Here is a 16,324-nt window from a genome sequence, read left to right on the forward strand (position 1 = left end):
GGAATAAAAATAGTGAACCCTGGAATTGCTGCTTTTGAAAAACTGGTCACCGACCTCACTGCTCCGGGTCAGCCCTTTGAGCTGAACACGGTGGAGGTCGGCTCCGCCAGCTATCGCAACTACGCATCGGCGCCCCAGAACCTGGGCACCTACTTCAGTTTTATGCTGAATCACGCCGGTAAGGACTTCGCGGTTTACCGCGACGAGCGCTACACCTTCGAGCAGGCCTATGAAAATGCGTCTGCTTTTGCTGCGGCACTGCAGCAGCATTACGGTGTTGTTCCCGGTGACCGTGTAGCGATTGTCAGTCGCAACAACCCCCAATGGATGATGGCGTTCATCGCCATCGTGTCCATTGGTGCAGTGGCCGTTCCCATGAATGCCTGGTGGACAACGGAGGAACTGCAGTACGGTCTGGAAGACAGTGGCAGCGTTGTGGTTGTTGCCGATCGCCAGCGCATGGAGCGTCTGGTTCCGCTAGCGGATGCATTGAAACTCAAGCTGATTTCCGTTGAAGACTGTGCGGATCTGCCCGTCGATTCAACCCCGTTTGCACAGCTCTGTGACGACTTTGCAGGCACGGCGATGCCGTCGGTTGAGGTGGCGCCTGACGATTACGCCACCATCATGTATACCTCTGGATCCACAGGGCACCCGAAGGGTGCAGTGTCCTCACACCGTGGGATCATCGCGGCCTTGTACAGCTGGCTGCTGATGGGCACTGCCAGCAAGATGCTGGCACCGGCGGATGACGGCGAAGGAGCGAAGTACCCTCCCTCGGGGCTACTCGCGGTACCTCTGTTCCACTGCACGGCTAGCCACTCTGCCTTCATGTTATCCATCATCGTCGGTCGCAAATTGGTGATTATGTATAAGTGGGATGCCGAGGAGGCATTGCGCCTGGTGGAGCAGGAGCGCATCACGTGGTTTACCGGTGTGCCGACTATGTCGGCGGAAATGCAGGCGGCGGCCGAACACTCGGATCGTGATTTGTCCTCGCTGGCGGAGATTTTTGCCGGTGGTGCGGCGCGCCCACCGGAACAGGTTAAGAAAATCGCCAATACCTTCAAAAAGGCGACACCTGGCATTGGCTACGGTTTGACGGAAACGAACGCCCTTGGTGCCTTCAACAGCGGTCCGTTCTACCTGGAAAAACCCACCAGCACCGGTAGGGCTGTGCCGGCAGTAACAGATTTCAAGGTTATCGATGCCAATGGCGACGCGCTGCCGGCGGGGGAGCGCGGCGAGCTGTGTATCTATTCCCCGGCGAACGGAGCGGGGTACTGGAATAAGCCAGAGGCCACGGCAGAAGCCTTCATTGATGGCTGGTTCCACACGGGCGATGTAGCCTACATGGACGAAGATGGCTTTATCTATATTGTCGATCGCATCAAGGAAATCATTATTCGCGGCGGCGAGAACATTAGCTGTCTGGAAGTTGAGGCAGCGATTTATAGTCATCCTGCGGTTTTCGAGGCGGCCGTCTTTGGATTGCCGGATGAGCGCCTGGGTGAGTCCGTGGGGTGCTGTATTGTGCTGCATCCGGGCCAGAACCTGTCGCGTGACGCATTGCATCAACACCTGCAGCAACATCTGGCCGCTTTCAAGATACCGCAGCATGTGTTCTTCACAGACGAGCAACTCCCGCGCATCGCGTCGGGAAAAATTTTCAAGCGCCAGTTGAAGCAGGATTACGCAGAGCAACTGGCGTAGTGGGCATTGCCCGCAAGTATTTGTAACGAGGAGAACTGATATGGATTTAGGTGTAAGCAAGAATCTCGAGCCACTGCTGGCTGCCGTCAAGGCGTTCATGGCCGAGGAAATCGCGCCGGTAGAGCATGACTACATTCACGAGATTGGCGTGGGCGATCGCTGGCAGTTCACGGATCGACAGACTGAGATCATGGAGAGCCTGAAAGACAAAGCCAAGGCCAAGGGGTTGTGGAACTTCTTCCTGACAGAGGGTGAGCACGGCTCCGGGCTGAACACGGTTGAGTATGCCTACCTCGCTGAGGAAATGGGTAAATCCCACATCGCTGCCGAGGTCTTTAACTGCGCTGCGCCCGATACGGGCAACATGGAGGTGCTGCACAAGTACGGCACTGAAGCGCAAAAAGAGCAGTGGCTGAAGCCTCTGCTCAACGGCGAGATTCGATCGGCCTATGCGATGACTGAGCCTGGAGTGGCGTCCTCCGACGCAACCAATATCAGCACGCAGGCCGTGCTCGATGGTGACGAGTGGGTCATCAACGGCGAGAAACACTACATCTCGGGTGCCGGCGATCCCCGCTGCAAAATCATGATCGTCATGGTTAAAACTGATCCCGATGCGGCAACCCACGTGCAGCAATCGCAGATCCTGGTGCCCATGGATACGCCCGGGGTGGAAAACCTTCGCCCAATGAACGTTTTTTCCATGGATGATGCGCCCCATGGTCATATGCACCAGCGCTACACCGATGTGCGTGTACCCAAGGACAACATCATCCTTGGCCCGGGTCGTGGTTTCGAGATCTCCCAAGGCCGTCTTGGCCCGGGTCGGATTCATCACTGCATGCGTGCGATTGGCGCGGCTGAGAAAGCGCTGCAATTGATGTGTGAGCGCGCGGTTAGCCGCACAGCGTTCGGCAAGCCTCTTGCCCGTCTGGGTGGCAATATCGATATCGTTGCCAATGCCCGCATGGACATTGAGCAGGCGCGACTGCTGACCCTCAAGACAGCCTGGATGATGGACAACGTGGACCCCAAAGAGGCCCGTGTATGGATTTCCATGATCAAGACAGCCGTACCCAATGTCTCTATTCGCATTGTTGATCAGGCGATTCAAATGTTTGGCGCCACGGGTGTGTCGCAAGACACGCCGCTGGCCGCGATGTACATGGGCCAGCGCACGCTGCGCCTGGCGGACGGCCCGGACGAAGTTCACCGCATGGTGGTGGGCCGTAATGAGTTCCGTAAATACATGGACACCAAGCCGGTTAATGCCATTCGTAGGCATGGCTGATCAGTGCCGTGATCCACAGCACAAGGGTCGGCATTGCCGGCCCTTGTCCGTTATTGGGAGTCACCCCTTATGCAATATGACCCTGCGACGGCAGAGGACTGCAATACTGCCCTCAATCTCGCAGGTATGCTCTTTTCGGGACGGAGCGCGGGGGAGAGCTGCCCGCGCTACTTTAACTTTAAGGCGGTCGATCAGATCGTCATTCGCACGCTGTAAGACAGCGCCATAGGGTGGTTCAAGACGCGGGAGCCCCCCTTACTTTTGCCCGGTCACTTCAGTCAACTCTGCCAAGTTAATAGTGCCGCAGGTCACCGCGAAATACTTGAAAGACAAAAATACATACTGTATGTTCAAATCCCGCTGAAGGACGGGCTCCAGCCCCGCCTCCAGCCGATTAAATCTGACACTGCGTCGCGATAAGTGCATATATGCACCCGGTAACAAGCATTGGTTTGTGGCGGCATTGAATCGCACGTGGTCTACACTGAGTTCCAATTTTCCCGTCACTAGGAGTACACCATGGCAATTAAGGTTGTTCCCGCCAGCGAAATGGTTAACCAGAAAGGTACCAAGTTTGAGCCCGGCCCCTGGATCACCCTCGATCAGGAGCGCATCAACCAGTTTGCTGATGTGACCGATGACCACCAGTTCATCCACCTCGATGAAGAGAAAGCAGCACAGACACCTTTCGGCGGCACCATCGCTCATGGTTTTCTGACGCTGTCTTGCCTGGTGCCTATGTGTCAGGACTCCGGATTGATGCCGGAAAACATTGTGATGGGTATTAATTACGGTTTTAACAAAGTGCGTTTTCTGACTCCGGTGCGCGCTGGCAAGCGTGTGCGCGCCCACGTTGAGGTGACTGACGTCGACGCTAAAGACGATAACCGTTTCCTGATTACTCAAGCCGTGACGGTAGAGATCGAAGGTGAAGATAACCCAGCACTGGTTGCAGAGTGGTTGTCTATGGTGGTGGCGGGTTAACCGCTTCATCACAAACACGTATTAACACAGTAGTAAGTAAGGATTACACAGTATGACGATTCGCTATGACGGCAAAGTTGCCATTGTTACCGGTGCTGGCCAGGGCCTGGGGCGCAGCCACGCTATAGAGTTGGCCAAGCGCGGTGCCAAGGTTGTTATCAACGATTTGGGCGGCTCTGTCGACGGCACGGGCGCGTCTAGTGAGGCCGCACAGGCAGTAGTGGCAGAGATTGAAGCCGCCGGTGGTGAGGCTATCGCTAACGGTGCCAACGTGGCCAAGTACGAAGAAGTAGAAGCCATGGTAAAGCAGGCGATGGATACCTGGGGTCGTGTCGATATCCTGGTGAACAACGCCGGCATCCTGCGCGACAAAAGCTTCAGCAAAGGGACATTGGACGACTTTAAGCTGGTGGTGGATGTGCACCTGATGGGCACCGTTAACTGCACCAAGGCCTGCTGGGAAATCATGAAAGAGCAGGAGTACGGCCGTATTGTCGTAACGACCTCATCCAGCGGCCTGTATGGCAACTTCGGCCAAACCAACTACGGCGCCGCTAAGATGGGCGTGATCGGCATGATGAATACTCTGGTCCAGGAAGGCGCCAAGTACAACATCAAGGTCAATGCACTGGCACCCACCGCGGGCACCCGCATGACGGAGGGCCTGATCGCCGAAAAGGCCTTTGACCTGCTGACGCCTGAGACAGTAACCCCTGCAGTTTTGTATCTGGTGGCCGAAGAAGCGCCCACTCGCACCATTCTGTGTGCGGGCGCTGGTGCCTACTCCGTATCGAAGATCGTTGAAACCGACGGTATGTGGCTCTCCCCGGATGAGCAGACGCCGGAGGGCATCGCCGCGCACTGGGATCAAATCAGCTCGCCTGAGGGCGAGAAAGTGCTGAACGCCGGCTTCGAGCAGAGCATCAAAATGACAACAAAGGCAGCCACTGGTCTGGGCATTAAGCTCGACTGAACGCGACCGACATTAAGAGGATAGACAGAATGAGAGAAGCAGTAATTGTATCGACCGCCCGAACCCCGATTGGTAAGGCTTATCGCGGCAGCTTTAACAACCTGACCGGTGCATCACTGGGAGCGGCCTCGGTTGCCGAAGCTGTGAAGCGTGCCGGTGTGGATCCCGCGCGGGTCGACGACGTCATCATGGGTTGCGCGCTGCAGCAGGGCACCACTGGCTCTAACATCGCGCGCCAGATCGCACTGCGTGCCGGCCTGCCCGTAACCACCTCGGGCATGACAATCGATCGTCAGTGTTCCTCCGGCCTGATGTCCGTGGCAACAGCAGCCAAGCAGATCATCGACGATGGCATGGATGTTGTTGTGGGCGGTGGTCTGGATTCCATCTCCCTAGTGCAGAACGAGCACATGAACCTGCACCGCGCAGGCGATGAAGAGCTGGTGAAAATGCATCCCGCAATTCACATGCCCATGCTGCAGACAGCGGAAACTGTCGCCAAGCGCTACAACATCTCGCGCGATGCTATGGACGAGTATGGCCTGCAGTCGCAGCAGCGTACCGCCGCCGGTTATGAAAATGGCGCCTTCGAAGATGAAATTGTTCCTGTTACTTGCAACCGCATCGTGTGGGACAAGGAAACCGGCGAACAGTCTGAAGCTGAGGTGACTGTGAGCGCAGACGAGGGTGTTCGCGCCACAACTGCTGAGGGTTTGGCAGGTCTTAAGACCGTGATTGAGGGCGGCACCATCACTGCGGGTAACGCATCCCAGTTGTCCGACGGTTCTTCAGCCCAGCTGTTGATGGATTCGAAAGTGGCAGAGCAGGAAGGTCTGGAGCCTCTGGGTATCTACCGAGGTATCGCAGTTGCCGGTCTGGAGCCAGACGAGATGGGCATTGGCCCCATCTACGCAGTGCCCAAGCTGCTCAAGCAGCACGGCCTGACTGTGAATGATATCGGTCTGTGGGAGCTGAACGAAGCTTTCGCGGTACAGGTAATTTACTGCCGTGATCAGCTGGGCATCGATAACGACAAGCTCAACGTAAACGGCGGCGCTATCTCTGTGGGTCACCCCTACGGCATGAGCGGTTCGCGCCTGATTGGTCACGCACTGATCGAAGGCAAGCGCCGTGGTGTTAAGTACGTTGTAATCACCATGTGTGTCGGTGGTGGCATGGGTGCAGCAGGCCTGTTCGAGGTGTGCTGAGCACGTTAAGCTCAACGACGGCGCCTCAGGGCGCCGTTCTTGTTTAAGGCCCGGCTGCGGGAAGGGAATACGGAGAAACAGTAATGAGAGCAGTGGTTTGTAGTGAACACGGGATGGCCGACAAGCTGACCTTGGAAAACGATTGGGCAGAGCCCACTGTTGGCGAGAACGATGTTCTGATCGATATCAAAGCCGGCGGTCTCAATTTTCCCGACGTGCTGACCATTCAGGGCAAGTACCAGACACAGCCGGACATGCCGTTTATACCCGGCGGTGAATGCGCCGGTGTTGTTGCCGCGGTTGGCTCAGCAGTTACCCGTTTCAAGCCGGGCGACAATGTGGTCTCTATGGGTGGCGTGGGTGCCTTTGCCGAGCGTATCGCCGCTCATGAGATGTCGGTGTTCCCCATGCCTGAGGGACTGAGCTATGAGCAGGCAGCGGGTGTGGCCATCACCTATTTCACGTCCTATTACGCTCTGAAGCAGCGCGCCAATCTGCAGTCTGGTGAAACCCTGTTGGTGTTGGGTGCGGCCGGCGGTGTGGGCAGCACTGCCGTTGAGCTTGGAAAATTGATGGGCGCCAAGGTTATTGCTGCTGCCAGCTCGGATGAGAAGTTGGAGCTGTGTCGTAAGTTGGGTGCCGATGAGGTTATCAACTACAGCAAGGAAGATCTGCGCGGGCGCATTAAGGAACTCACTGGCGGTAAGGGTGTGGACGTTGCCTATGATCCCGTCGGCGGTGACTTCAGCGAAGCGGTTGTTCGCTCCATGGCGTGGAATGGCCGCTTCCTGGTCATCGGTTTTGCCAGTGGCCCAATCCCCGCTATCCCCCTAAACCTGACTCTGTTGAAGGGCTGCGCCCTGATCGGAGTGTTCTGGGGGCGTTTCACCATGGAAGAGCCGGCAGAAAATGTCGCCAACATCGAAGAGCTGTGGAAGTTTTTCGCCGAGGGCAAACTCAGCCCGGTTGTGACAGACGTGTTTCCGTTGGCGCAATATGAAGAGGCGTTTAACTGCATGATTGAGCGCCGTGCACGCGGCAAAGTGATCATCACCACGGACTGAAGCTATGCAGCCGTTTCTGTTCAATACCGTCGGCCGGGTGCTGTGCGCGCCTGGCTCAGCACTGTCGCTGGCCGATGAGTGCAAGCGCCTCGGTGTTTCGCGCTTGCTGCTGGTCACTGATCCCGGGCTTGTGGCCATCGGGTTGGTGCAGCCAGCGCAGGAAGCAATGGCAAAGCAGGGCATCGAGATCGTTCTCTTTGATCAGGTGCGGGAAGATCCCCCGGAGGAGACAGTGCTGGCTGCCGCGGACGCGGGCCGTGATGCGGGTGTCGATGGCGTTCTGGCAATAGGCGGTGGCAGCTCCATGGACGTTGCCAAAGTGGTTGCTGTGCTGTTGGCTGGCGAGCAGGGGTTGTCGGAAATGTACGGGGTGGAGCAGGTCACCGGTGGGCGCTTGCCGCTGATCCTGGTGCCGACAACGGCGGGCACAGGCTCCGAGGTCACACCCGTTGCCGTGGTCACCACCGGGGAAACCACCAAGGCTGGTGTGTCCTCGCCGGTGCTGTTACCCGATGTGGCGGTTTTGGATGCAGACCTGACTCTGGGCTTGCCCGCGTCCGTGACGGCAATGACCGGCGTGGATGCCATGGTCCATGCCATTGAGGCTTACACCTCTCGCCACAAAAAAAATCCCCTGTCGGATAATCTTGCCCGACAGGCGCTGGAATTGCTGGGTCGCAACATTCGCACCGCGGTTCATGACGGCGCTAATCGCGAGGCTCGCGGGCACATGCTGTTAGGCGCGATGCTTGCGGGACAGGCCTTTGCCAATGCGCCGGTGGCTGCAGTGCATGCGCTGGCATACCCCTTGGGCGGTCACTATCACATCCCGCATGGCCTGAGTAATTCACTGGTGCTGCCCTCCGTGCTCGCATTTAATGCGCCCGAGGCTGCAGCACTCTATGCAGAGATTGCCCCGATTGTGGTTGGCCAACCCTTATCAGGTAGCGATGCTGACAAGACCGAGCAGATGATTCAGTCGCTGCGCGACCTGATCGACGAGGTGGAATTGCCGGCGACCCTTGCGCAGGCCAATGTGCCCAGAGCCGATCTTGAGATGCTCGCCGCCGATGCGATGCAGCAACAACGCCTGCTGGTGAACAATCCGCGGGAGGTCAATGAAGCCGATGCGCTGGCCATCTACACCGATGCTTATGGAGCCTCTGTCTAATGGCTGAATCTGCACTGCCAACACGTGCTGATTATGGCGCTGTTTATCCCATCACGACACGGTGGGAAGACAACGATATTTATGGCCACATTAATAACGTTGTTTACTACTCCTATTTCGATACGGCGGCCAACCAATACCTTATTGAAGAGGGTGGCCTTGATCCACAGGACGGCACTATCGTCGGATTCGTGGTGAATTCCGGCTGTCAGTACCACGCCCCCATTGCCCACCCGGAGCAGGTTGAGGCGGGTGTGCGCGTTGAGCATCTGGGGAACAGCTCCGTGCGTTATGGCATCGGCATTTTCAAAGCGGGGCGGGAGGAAGCCTGCGCCCATGGCCACTTTGTGCATGTCTTTGTGGAGCGGGCGGAGAACCGTTCTGTACCCATCCCCGAGAAACTGCGCAGCGCATTGGCGCGAATTCACACCGGCGAGTAAGTAGTACGAGCTTCTTCTTCCTGCGTCTTTTCGCTGTTACCGCCTCGATGCCTTTATCGTCAATCCTGAGCGCTTGGCGCTGAGCTGAACACCAAGGTTACCAACACCGCAAAAAAGACCAGGGCACTCAGCAAGGGGGATAGTGCGGGCTGCCATTGATACAGCGCGCCACTGCTGATGGGCCCTAGTGTGAAGCCCAGCGCCGGGCAGGCCGCAATCAAGCCCGCGGCGCCACCCTGTTCTTCGGGCGATACGGCCAGCGAGGCGCCGGCACTGATCGCTGGCATACATAAGCCCAAGCCGGTGCCCAGGCAGGCCATGCCCATGGCGAGCGTCTGGAAATCCTGAAAGCCGGCTATCACCGCCGCTCCCGTCAGCATCGACAGCAGTCCCAGCCGAATGAAGGTGCCTGGCTGCAGCTTCAGGCGCTGCATGACGGTGATCTGAATAAGAAAGGTAAAGCCTGCGGAGACCATTAATGCGGCGCCAGTCATCTGTGCGGTGGCAATGCCCGAAAGCCCAAGTTTGTCCTGCAGCTGGAATCCCAGAGTTTGCTGAATACCCGAGAACCCAATGAATAAGCCAACCGCGGTAATGATGTAACGGCGTAAGCGAGGGTCGGTGAAGCGCAGGCGCTGCACGTTGTCTCTGGGTGTGCGCTCTGACGCCGGGGTCACCGGAAGCCGGCGCCAAACCAGCAGGGCAGCGCCAGCAGCGAGGCAGGCGGCAAAATAAAGGGGCGCCAGTAGCCCAAAGGTGGCCAAGGCGCCGCTGACGGCGGGACCCAGAATCATGCCGAGACTGTTGGCAGTACCCAGCTTTGCCATCGTGCGGGTGCGTTCGCTGCGAGCTGTGTGATCGGCGGCAAAGGCGGTGGCGCTGGGGTTGGTGGCGGACATAATCACGGATTGGGCGCAGCGGCTGAGCAGGGCGACCAGATAGAGCGTCATGCCTGTGAGTATCCCCTTCAGGCCAAGCAGGAAAACCGTGGTGAAAAGCAGGGTGCCCACGGTGTAGCCGGCCAACCCGATGATCATCACGGGCTTGCGCCCCCTGCGATCACTGAACCTGCCCCAACGTGGTGATGCCAGCCCGAATACCAGCGCAGAGATCGCGATGATGGACGTAATCTGCAGTTCCTGCATGCCCACCTCTCGGCCCAGGGGCGCAAGAATAGCGAACACCTGCGACTGGCCGATACCGGTGGCCATCAGTGCGGCAATCAGTACCGCGAGTTGGCCGCCAGGCAGTGATGTTGCCGAGGTTGTTGTGTCGCGATCCGAGATTACTCTGTCTCCGCTGCTAAGTTGCCTTGCACCGCTTCGGTGCTGGCAGGTCCCAAGGTGTCTATCCGAACGCGCCGGATAAGGGCATGAGGGTCGCTAGCATAGCGTTTAAGCGCCCCGGCGTCCGGCACGCCGGCGCAGCATCTGTTGATTGGGGCGCATCTGCTAGCCGTTGGCATCGCTGTTGCAGTGGCGCAGGGTGGGCTGCCCGCGCCCGTGTTTGCTGGACAGTGGAGGGCGCTTACCCTAAAATTCCCGCCCAGTTTTAAAACCTCCGACATCAGCGTCGGAGCCAGCGAGCACGGCGTGCATTGCCCAGGAAACGGACATGAAAAAAGCGAGATGCGGTTTCCCATCTCGCTTTTTTTGAGCGCGCCGCTCACAGGTGAGCAGGGAGATTAAATTGTTCGGCCCAGCGATTCTCGCACTCGAAGATGGCAGCGTTTTTCACGGTCTGTCGATTGGTGCTGACGGCGATTCCGTCGGCGAAGTCGTCTTTAATACGGCAATGACCGGCTACCAGGAGATACTCACTGATCCTTCCTATGCTCGTCAGATTGTCACCCTGACATATCCGCACATTGGTAATACCGGCACCACGCCCGAGGATGAAGAGTCCACGGCCATCTGGGCCGCCGGCCTGGTGATTCGCGATCTGCCACTGCTGGCCAGTAATTTCCGCAATGAGCAGAGCCTGAATGATTACCTCAAGGCGCGAGGCATTGTGGCTATTGCCGATATCGATACTCGTCGCCTGACCCGAATCCTGCGGGAAAAGGGTGCCCAGAATGGCTGCCTGATGGCGGGGGAGTCGATCAATGAAGCCGATGCCCTTGCCCGCGCACAGGGCTTCGCTGGCTTGAAAGGTATGGATCTGGCGAAAGAGGTCTCCGTTAAGGAAGCTTACAGCTGGAACGAGGGTAGTTGGGTGCTGGGCGAAGGTTTTGCCCAGGCAAGGGAGACGCCCTGGCACGTAGTTGCCTATGACTATGGCGTTAAACGCAACATTCTGCGCATGTTGGTCGACCGCGGCTGTCGCCTCACGGTCGTCCCGGCGCAAACCTCGGCTGAGGATGTGTTGGCGCTGAAACCCGACGGCGTGTTCCTCTCCAACGGTCCCGGCGACCCCGAGCCCTGTGACTATGCGATCAGCGCTATTCAGAGCCTTCTGGAAACAGACATTCCGGTGTTCGGCATCTGTCTCGGGCACCAGCTCCTCGGGCTGGCCAGTGGCGCCGGCACCTTGAAAATGAAGTTTGGCCACCACGGTGCCAACCATCCGGTGCAAAATCTCGACGATGGCACGGTGCTGATCACCAGCCAGAATCACGGTTTTGCGGTCGATGAGTCGTCCTTGCCGGCCACTCTACGAGTGACCCACAAATCCCTGTTCGATGACTCGCTGCAGGGTATTCACCGCACGGATAAGCCGGCGTTCAGCTTCCAAGGCCACCCCGAAGCCAGTCCCGGGCCGCATGATGCCGCCCCCTTGTTTGATCACTTCATCGAGCTGATCGAAGCTCGAGCCGCCAGGGCCGTTTGATCCATGCCAAAAAGAACTGACATCCAAAGCATCCTGATCCTCGGCGCCGGTCCCATTGTGATTGGCCAGGCTTGCGAGTTTGACTACTCCGGCGCCCAGGCCTGTAAAGCCCTGCGTGAAGAGGGTTATCGCGTCATCCTGGTGAATTCAAATCCGGCCACCATCATGACCGACCCCGCCATGGCGGATGCAACCTATATCGAGCCCATTGAGTGGCAAACGGTTGCCAACATCATTGAGGCTGAAAAACCCGATGCACTGCTCCCGACCATGGGTGGCCAGACCGCACTCAACTGTGCTCTCGATTTAGCCAAGCACGGTGTGCTTGAACAGCACGGCGTGGAAATGATCGGTGCCACCAAAGAGGCCATCGACAAAGCCGAAGATCGCCAGCTGTTTGACCAGGCGATGAAGCGTATTGGACTGGAGACGCCGCGCGCCTCCACGGCGCACAGCCTGGAAGAGGCGTTCCAGGTGTTGGATGCCATCGGTTTCCCCTGCATCATTCGCCCCTCTTTCACCATGGGTGGTTCTGGCGGTGGTATTGCCTACAACCGCGATGAGTTCGAGGAAATCTGTACGCGGGGCCTCGACCTGTCGCCCACCACTGAACTGTTGATCGACGAATCGCTGATTGGTTGGAAAGAGTACGAGATGGAGGTGGTGCGCGACCGCAACGATAACTGCATCATCGTTTGCGCCATCGAAAACTTTGACGCCATGGGCGTGCACACCGGTGATTCGATTACGGTAGCTCCCGCCCAAACGCTCACCGACAAGGAATACCAAATCATGCGTAACGCCTCGTTGGCGGTACTGCGTGAGATCGGCGTTGAGACGGGCGGCTCCAATGTGCAGTTTGGGCAAGATCCCAAAACCGGGCGCCTCGTGGTCATTGAAATGAATCCGCGGGTATCGCGTTCGTCGGCGCTTGCCTCCAAGGCGACTGGCTTCCCCATTGCAAAGGTGGCGGCCAAGCTGGCAATTGGCTACACCCTGGATGAGCTGCAGAACGACATTACCGGCGGTGCCACGCCTGCGTCCTTCGAGCCGGCCATCGATTATGTGGTCACAAAGATTCCCCGGTTTGCCTTTGAAAAGTTCAGTGCGGCTGACCCGCGCCTGACCACCCAGATGAAGTCGGTGGGTGAGGTGATGGCGATTGGGCGCACGTTCCAAGAGTCGGTGCAGAAGGCGCTGCGGGGCCTGGAAGTTGGCTCCAGCGGTTTTGAGCATCAACTCGACGTCGACAATCCCGATCTGCGCGAAGAACTGATCTCCGAGCTCACCAATCCCGGGCCGGAACGGATCTGGTTTATCGCCGATGCTTTCCGCGCGGGTATGAGTATCGATGAGGTGTACGGTTTCTCCGGCGTTGATCCCTGGTTCCTGGTACAGATAAAGGATCTGGTGGACACCGAAGACAGTTTGAAAACCGTCAACCTGGCCGATATCGACACGGACCAAATGTTTCAGCTCAAACGCAAAGGGTTCTCGGACGCCCGTCTGGCGGTGCTGTTGAATGAGTCTGAAACTGCTGTTCGCCACCATCGTCAGGCGCTCGACATTCGCCCCGTGTACAAACGCGTTGATTCCTGTGCCGCGGAGTTTGCTTCGGCCACTGCCTACATGTACTCAAGCTACGAACAGGAGTGTGAGGCGGCGCCATCCGACAAGGACAAAATTCTGGTTCTGGGCGGTGGCCCCAACCGTATCGGGCAGGGCATCGAGTTCGATTACTGCTGTGTGCACGCGGTTCTGGCTGCCCGTGAAGACGGTTACGAAACCATCATGGTCAACTGTAACCCAGAGACAGTTTCGACGGATTACGACACCTCAGACCGACTCTATTTCGAACCGGTGACGCTGGAGGATGTGCTCGAGATTGTTGCCCTGGAGAAGCCCAAGGGTGTGATCGTGCAGTTCGGTGGGCAGACGCCGCTGAAATTGGCTCGTGCCCTGGAAGCCGAGGGCGTCCCCATCATTGGCACCACGCCGGACGCGATCGACCGCGCAGAGGATCGGGAACGTTTCCAGCAAATGATTCAGAAGCTGGGCCTGCGTCAGCCGGATAACACCACAGTGCGCAGTACGGAAGAAGCCGTCGAGGCGGCCGCGAAGATCGGCTACCCCTTGGTGGTGCGTCCCTCCTATGTGCTGGGCGGCCGCGCAATGGAAATCGTCTACCGGGAAGAGGATTTACTGCGGTATATGCGCGAGGCCGTACAAGCCTCCGACGACGCCCCAGTATTGCTGGACAGCTTCTTGAGTGCCGCAATTGAAGTGGATATTGACGCGGTATCTGACGGCGAAGAAGTCGTCATCGGCGCCATCATGCAGCACATTGAGCAGGCGGGCGTACACTCGGGCGACTCCGCGTGTTCACTGCCGCCCTACAGCCTGCCAGAGTCGGTGCAGGACGAGATGCGTGAGCAGATCAAACGCATGGCATTGGAATTGGGCGTTCGCGGCCTGATGAATGTGCAGCTGGCGTGGCAGGATAATGAGATCTACGTAATCGAAGTGAATCCGCGTGCCTCACGGACTGTGCCTTTCGTGTCAAAGTGCATCGGTACCTCGCTGGCAAAGGTGGCTGCACGTTGTATGGCCGGTCAAACCCTGGCCGAGCAGGGCTTCACCCGAGAAGTGGTACCGCATTATTTCAGCGTGAAAGAAGCGGTGATGCCCTTCAATAAATTCCCCGGCGTAGACCCCATCCTCGGGCCTGAAATGAAGTCCACCGGTGAGGTGATGGGTACCGGCGATACTTTTGCCAGTGCTTTCGCCAAAGCGCAGTTGGCAGCGGGCGACCAACCGCCACGTTCAGGTACGGCACTGATCAGCGTGCGCGATGTCGACAAGCCGGGTGCCGTGGCCGTCGCCAGCGAACTGGTTGGTCTGGGGTTCGATCTGGCAGCAACTGGCGGTACTGCGGATGCGCTAGAGAAGGCTGGCCTGGCCGTGCGGCGCGTGAACAAGGTGAGTCAGGGCAGGCCGCACATTGTGGACATGATCAAGAACGATGAAGCAGACTTGATTATCAACACCACCGAAGGCCGACGGGCAATTACAGATTCAGCCCCGATTCGGGCAAGCGCCGAGCAGCATCGGGTGTTTTATACCACCACCCTGGCGGCGGCAGAGGCCGTTACCATGTCCCTGAAATTGAAGGATGATAAAGCGGTGCGCAGGCTGCAGGACCTGCACGGGAGTATTGCCTCATGAACAAAGTTCCGATGACGGTCAGTGGCGAAGCGTCCCTGCGGGAAGAACTGGAGCGTTTGAAGAAAGTGGACCGCCCCCGTATCACCGAGGCGATCGCAGAGGCGCGCGAACACGGCGACTTGAAAGAGAATGCGGAGTATCACGCCGCCCGCGAACAGCAAAGCTTCAATGAGGGCCGCATCATGGAGATCGAGGGCAAGTTGTCCAATGCCCAGGTGATCGACGTGACCACGCTCCCCAAGACCGGCAAAGTCATTTTTGGTACTACCATCGACTTGTTGAACGTCGAGTCAGACGAGACGGTGACTTACCGTATCGTTGGCGAGGACGAGGCCGATGTGAAGGCCAACCTTATCTCGGTAGGATCCCCCATTGCCCGCGCCCTGATCGGCAAGGAAGAGGGCGATGTTGTGATGGTTCGTGCCCCTGGCGGTGACATCGAGTACGAGATCGATCAGGTCCATCACCGGTAAAGCGTAAGTCTTCGCCGAACCACTGTTGTCGGGTCAACAGGGATGGCGACAACAGTCCTTTGCTGTTGTTTTCGTGCATAGCGACCGGAGGGTTGCTGGCAGCTGCCCCAACAAATGAGTATCATTCTCATTTAAGCACTCAGCGGAACTTCACTATGAATAGTTGGAAACACTTTCGGGCAGTGGCTTTTGGATTGGCGGCGATACTAGTTGCAGCACAGGTAAAAGCGGATGGCGCTATCGGCGAACACGTCAACAATATGAAGGCACATCTGGATGACTACAGCGAGGAAGTCAGCTGGATGATTGGCAAGATTGACGAAATGGTCGATACCTACGCAGAGAGCGGGGTTGAGGCGGCTCAACCAGACAACGTGGTCGAGTACTGGGAAGCCGTGGACTTTCACTCTGCAATTGAGACCAACTATATCCCCCTATACGCCTCGATCTGGCAGGGGCTTTTTGCAGTAAAAGGCGCCATTGAAGAGGAGCAGCCTGTCGAGCAGGTCCGTGCCGTGAAGTCTGACCTTGACGCGGTGTTGTGGCAGTCGTTAGGCGCCGTAAAAGTGGCTGCTGAATACCAGGCGCGCGGCATGCTTCCCCCGGTCGCCAATACAGAAGCAGCGAACCCGGTAGAAACCGTCGACATTATCAAACGCGAGCTGCATCGAGTGGTTGCCAAGTACGCAGAGAAGCTCTCTGATGATGCTATTGAAATCGTCCAACAAACCTATCTGACCCGATTCGAGGGAATAGAGGGCGACCTCATTTCGCTGGACGCCGCGCTGGTTGAAGATCTGGAGATTGACTTCAACGTCAAGTTGCCCAAGGCGATTCAGGACGAGAAAAGCATTGATGAAGTTCGTGAAGTCGTTGAGCTTATGCAGTCCAAGCTGGACCGTTGTCGATCGCTGCTGGCAGACGCCGAAGCCAACCGAAGCGACGTTTTCTGA

Annotated in this window: 13 protein-coding genes; 12 read left to right on the top strand and 1 reads right to left on the bottom strand. The window is 57.7% G+C overall.

Annotation, left to right across the window (positions count from 1 at the left end):
- Positions 1–12 precede the first annotated feature (12 nt).
- The 8 genes from IE089_RS13095 to IE089_RS13130 all read left to right on the top strand — a co-directional run bounded on the left by IE089_RS13095 (position 13) and on the right by IE089_RS13130 (position 8,844).
- Positions 13–1,713: a class I adenylate-forming enzyme family protein gene (locus tag IE089_RS13095; RefSeq protein ID WP_189478243.1), complete on the top strand. Its 1,701-nt coding sequence runs from the start codon at positions 13–15 to the stop codon at positions 1,711–1,713.
- 40 nt (positions 1,714–1,753) lie between these two features.
- The gene (locus IE089_RS13100) at positions 1,754–3,004 is read left to right on the top strand and encodes an acyl-CoA dehydrogenase family protein (protein ID WP_189478244.1); all 1,251 of its coding nucleotides are present in this window, start codon (positions 1,754–1,756) and stop codon (positions 3,002–3,004) included.
- 519 nt (positions 3,005–3,523) lie between these two features.
- Positions 3,524–3,988: a MaoC family dehydratase gene (locus IE089_RS13105; protein ID WP_189478245.1), complete on the top strand. Its 465-nt coding sequence runs from the start codon at positions 3,524–3,526 to the stop codon at positions 3,986–3,988.
- A gap of 52 nt (positions 3,989–4,040) precedes the next feature.
- Positions 4,041–4,961 (top strand): SDR family NAD(P)-dependent oxidoreductase, encoded by a 921-nt coding sequence (locus tag IE089_RS13110; protein WP_189478246.1) that lies wholly within the window; start codon positions 4,041–4,043, stop codon positions 4,959–4,961.
- 29 nt (positions 4,962–4,990) lie between these two features.
- On the top strand, positions 4,991–6,169 hold the full coding sequence (locus tag IE089_RS13115; RefSeq protein ID WP_189478247.1) for an acetyl-CoA C-acyltransferase: 1,179 nt from the start codon (positions 4,991–4,993) through the stop codon (positions 6,167–6,169).
- 83 nt (positions 6,170–6,252) lie between these two features.
- Positions 6,253–7,233, top strand: coding sequence for an NADPH:quinone oxidoreductase family protein (locus tag IE089_RS13120; RefSeq protein WP_189478248.1), 981 nt, complete (start codon positions 6,253–6,255; stop codon positions 7,231–7,233).
- Between the two features lie 4 nt (positions 7,234–7,237).
- Positions 7,238–8,404, top strand: coding sequence for an iron-containing alcohol dehydrogenase (locus IE089_RS13125; protein WP_189478249.1), 1,167 nt, complete (start codon positions 7,238–7,240; stop codon positions 8,402–8,404).
- Positions 8,404–8,844, top strand: a complete 441-nt coding sequence (locus IE089_RS13130) for an acyl-CoA thioesterase (protein ID WP_189478250.1) — start codon at positions 8,404–8,406, stop codon at positions 8,842–8,844. The genes IE089_RS13125 and IE089_RS13130 overlap by 1 nt, the downstream gene beginning before the upstream one ends.
- 59 nt (positions 8,845–8,903) lie before the next feature.
- On the opposite strand, the gene IE089_RS13135 is transcribed toward IE089_RS13130, so the two are convergent.
- On the bottom strand, positions 8,904–10,055 hold the full coding sequence (locus IE089_RS13135) for an MFS transporter (RefSeq protein ID WP_189478251.1): 1,152 nt from the start codon (positions 10,053–10,055) through the stop codon (positions 8,904–8,906).
- Positions 10,056–10,533: 478 nt separating this feature from the next.
- Here IE089_RS13135 and carA point away from each other — a divergent pair, with 478 nt between their 5' ends.
- From carA to IE089_RS13155, 4 genes are all read left to right on the top strand, one after another.
- Positions 10,534–11,673, top strand: coding sequence for a glutamine-hydrolyzing carbamoyl-phosphate synthase small subunit (carA, locus tag IE089_RS13140; protein WP_189478252.1), 1,140 nt, complete (start codon positions 10,534–10,536; stop codon positions 11,671–11,673).
- A gap of 3 nt (positions 11,674–11,676) precedes the next feature.
- Positions 11,677–14,898, top strand: a complete 3,222-nt coding sequence (gene carB / locus IE089_RS13145) for a carbamoyl-phosphate synthase large subunit (RefSeq protein ID WP_189478253.1) — start codon at positions 11,677–11,679, stop codon at positions 14,896–14,898.
- Positions 14,895–15,371 (top strand): transcription elongation factor GreA, encoded by a 477-nt coding sequence (gene greA / locus IE089_RS13150; RefSeq protein WP_189478254.1) that lies wholly within the window; start codon positions 14,895–14,897, stop codon positions 15,369–15,371. The genes carB and greA overlap by 4 nt, the downstream gene beginning before the upstream one ends.
- Positions 15,372–15,526: 155 nt before the next feature.
- Positions 15,527–16,324 (top strand): hypothetical protein, encoded by a 798-nt coding sequence (locus IE089_RS13155; protein ID WP_189478255.1) that lies wholly within the window; start codon positions 15,527–15,529, stop codon positions 16,322–16,324.

This window comes from Parahalioglobus pacificus (assembly GCF_014652275.1).
Classification (GTDB): Bacteria; Pseudomonadota; Gammaproteobacteria; order Pseudomonadales; family Halieaceae; genus Parahalioglobus; species Parahalioglobus pacificus.

Excerpts from the sequence above, each read along its gene's own strand:
- IE089_RS13100 (WP_189478244.1), top strand. The coding sequence starts at position 1,754 with ATGGATTTAGGTGTAAGCAAGAATCTCGAGCCACTGCTGGCTGCCGTC.
- IE089_RS13105 (WP_189478245.1), top strand. The coding sequence starts at position 3,524 with ATGGCAATTAAGGTTGTTCCCGCCAGCGAAATGGTTAACCAGAAAGGT.
- IE089_RS13110 (WP_189478246.1), top strand. The coding sequence starts at position 4,041 with ATGACGATTCGCTATGACGGCAAAGTTGCCATTGTTACCGGTGCTGGC.
- IE089_RS13115 (WP_189478247.1), top strand. The coding sequence starts at position 4,991 with ATGAGAGAAGCAGTAATTGTATCGACCGCCCGAACCCCGATTGGTAAG.
- IE089_RS13120 (WP_189478248.1), top strand. The coding sequence starts at position 6,253 with ATGAGAGCAGTGGTTTGTAGTGAACACGGGATGGCCGACAAGCTGACC.
- IE089_RS13125 (WP_189478249.1), top strand. The coding sequence starts at position 7,238 with ATGCAGCCGTTTCTGTTCAATACCGTCGGCCGGGTGCTGTGCGCGCCT.
- IE089_RS13130 (WP_189478250.1), top strand. The coding sequence starts at position 8,404 with ATGGCTGAATCTGCACTGCCAACACGTGCTGATTATGGCGCTGTTTAT.
- IE089_RS13135 (WP_189478251.1), bottom strand. The coding sequence starts at position 10,055 with ATGGCCACCGGTATCGGCCAGTCGCAGGTGTTCGCTATTCTTGCGCCC.
- carB (WP_189478253.1), top strand. The coding sequence starts at position 11,677 with ATGCCAAAAAGAACTGACATCCAAAGCATCCTGATCCTCGGCGCCGGT.
- greA (WP_189478254.1), top strand. The coding sequence starts at position 14,895 with ATGAACAAAGTTCCGATGACGGTCAGTGGCGAAGCGTCCCTGCGGGAA.
- IE089_RS13155 (WP_189478255.1), top strand. The coding sequence starts at position 15,527 with ATGAATAGTTGGAAACACTTTCGGGCAGTGGCTTTTGGATTGGCGGCG.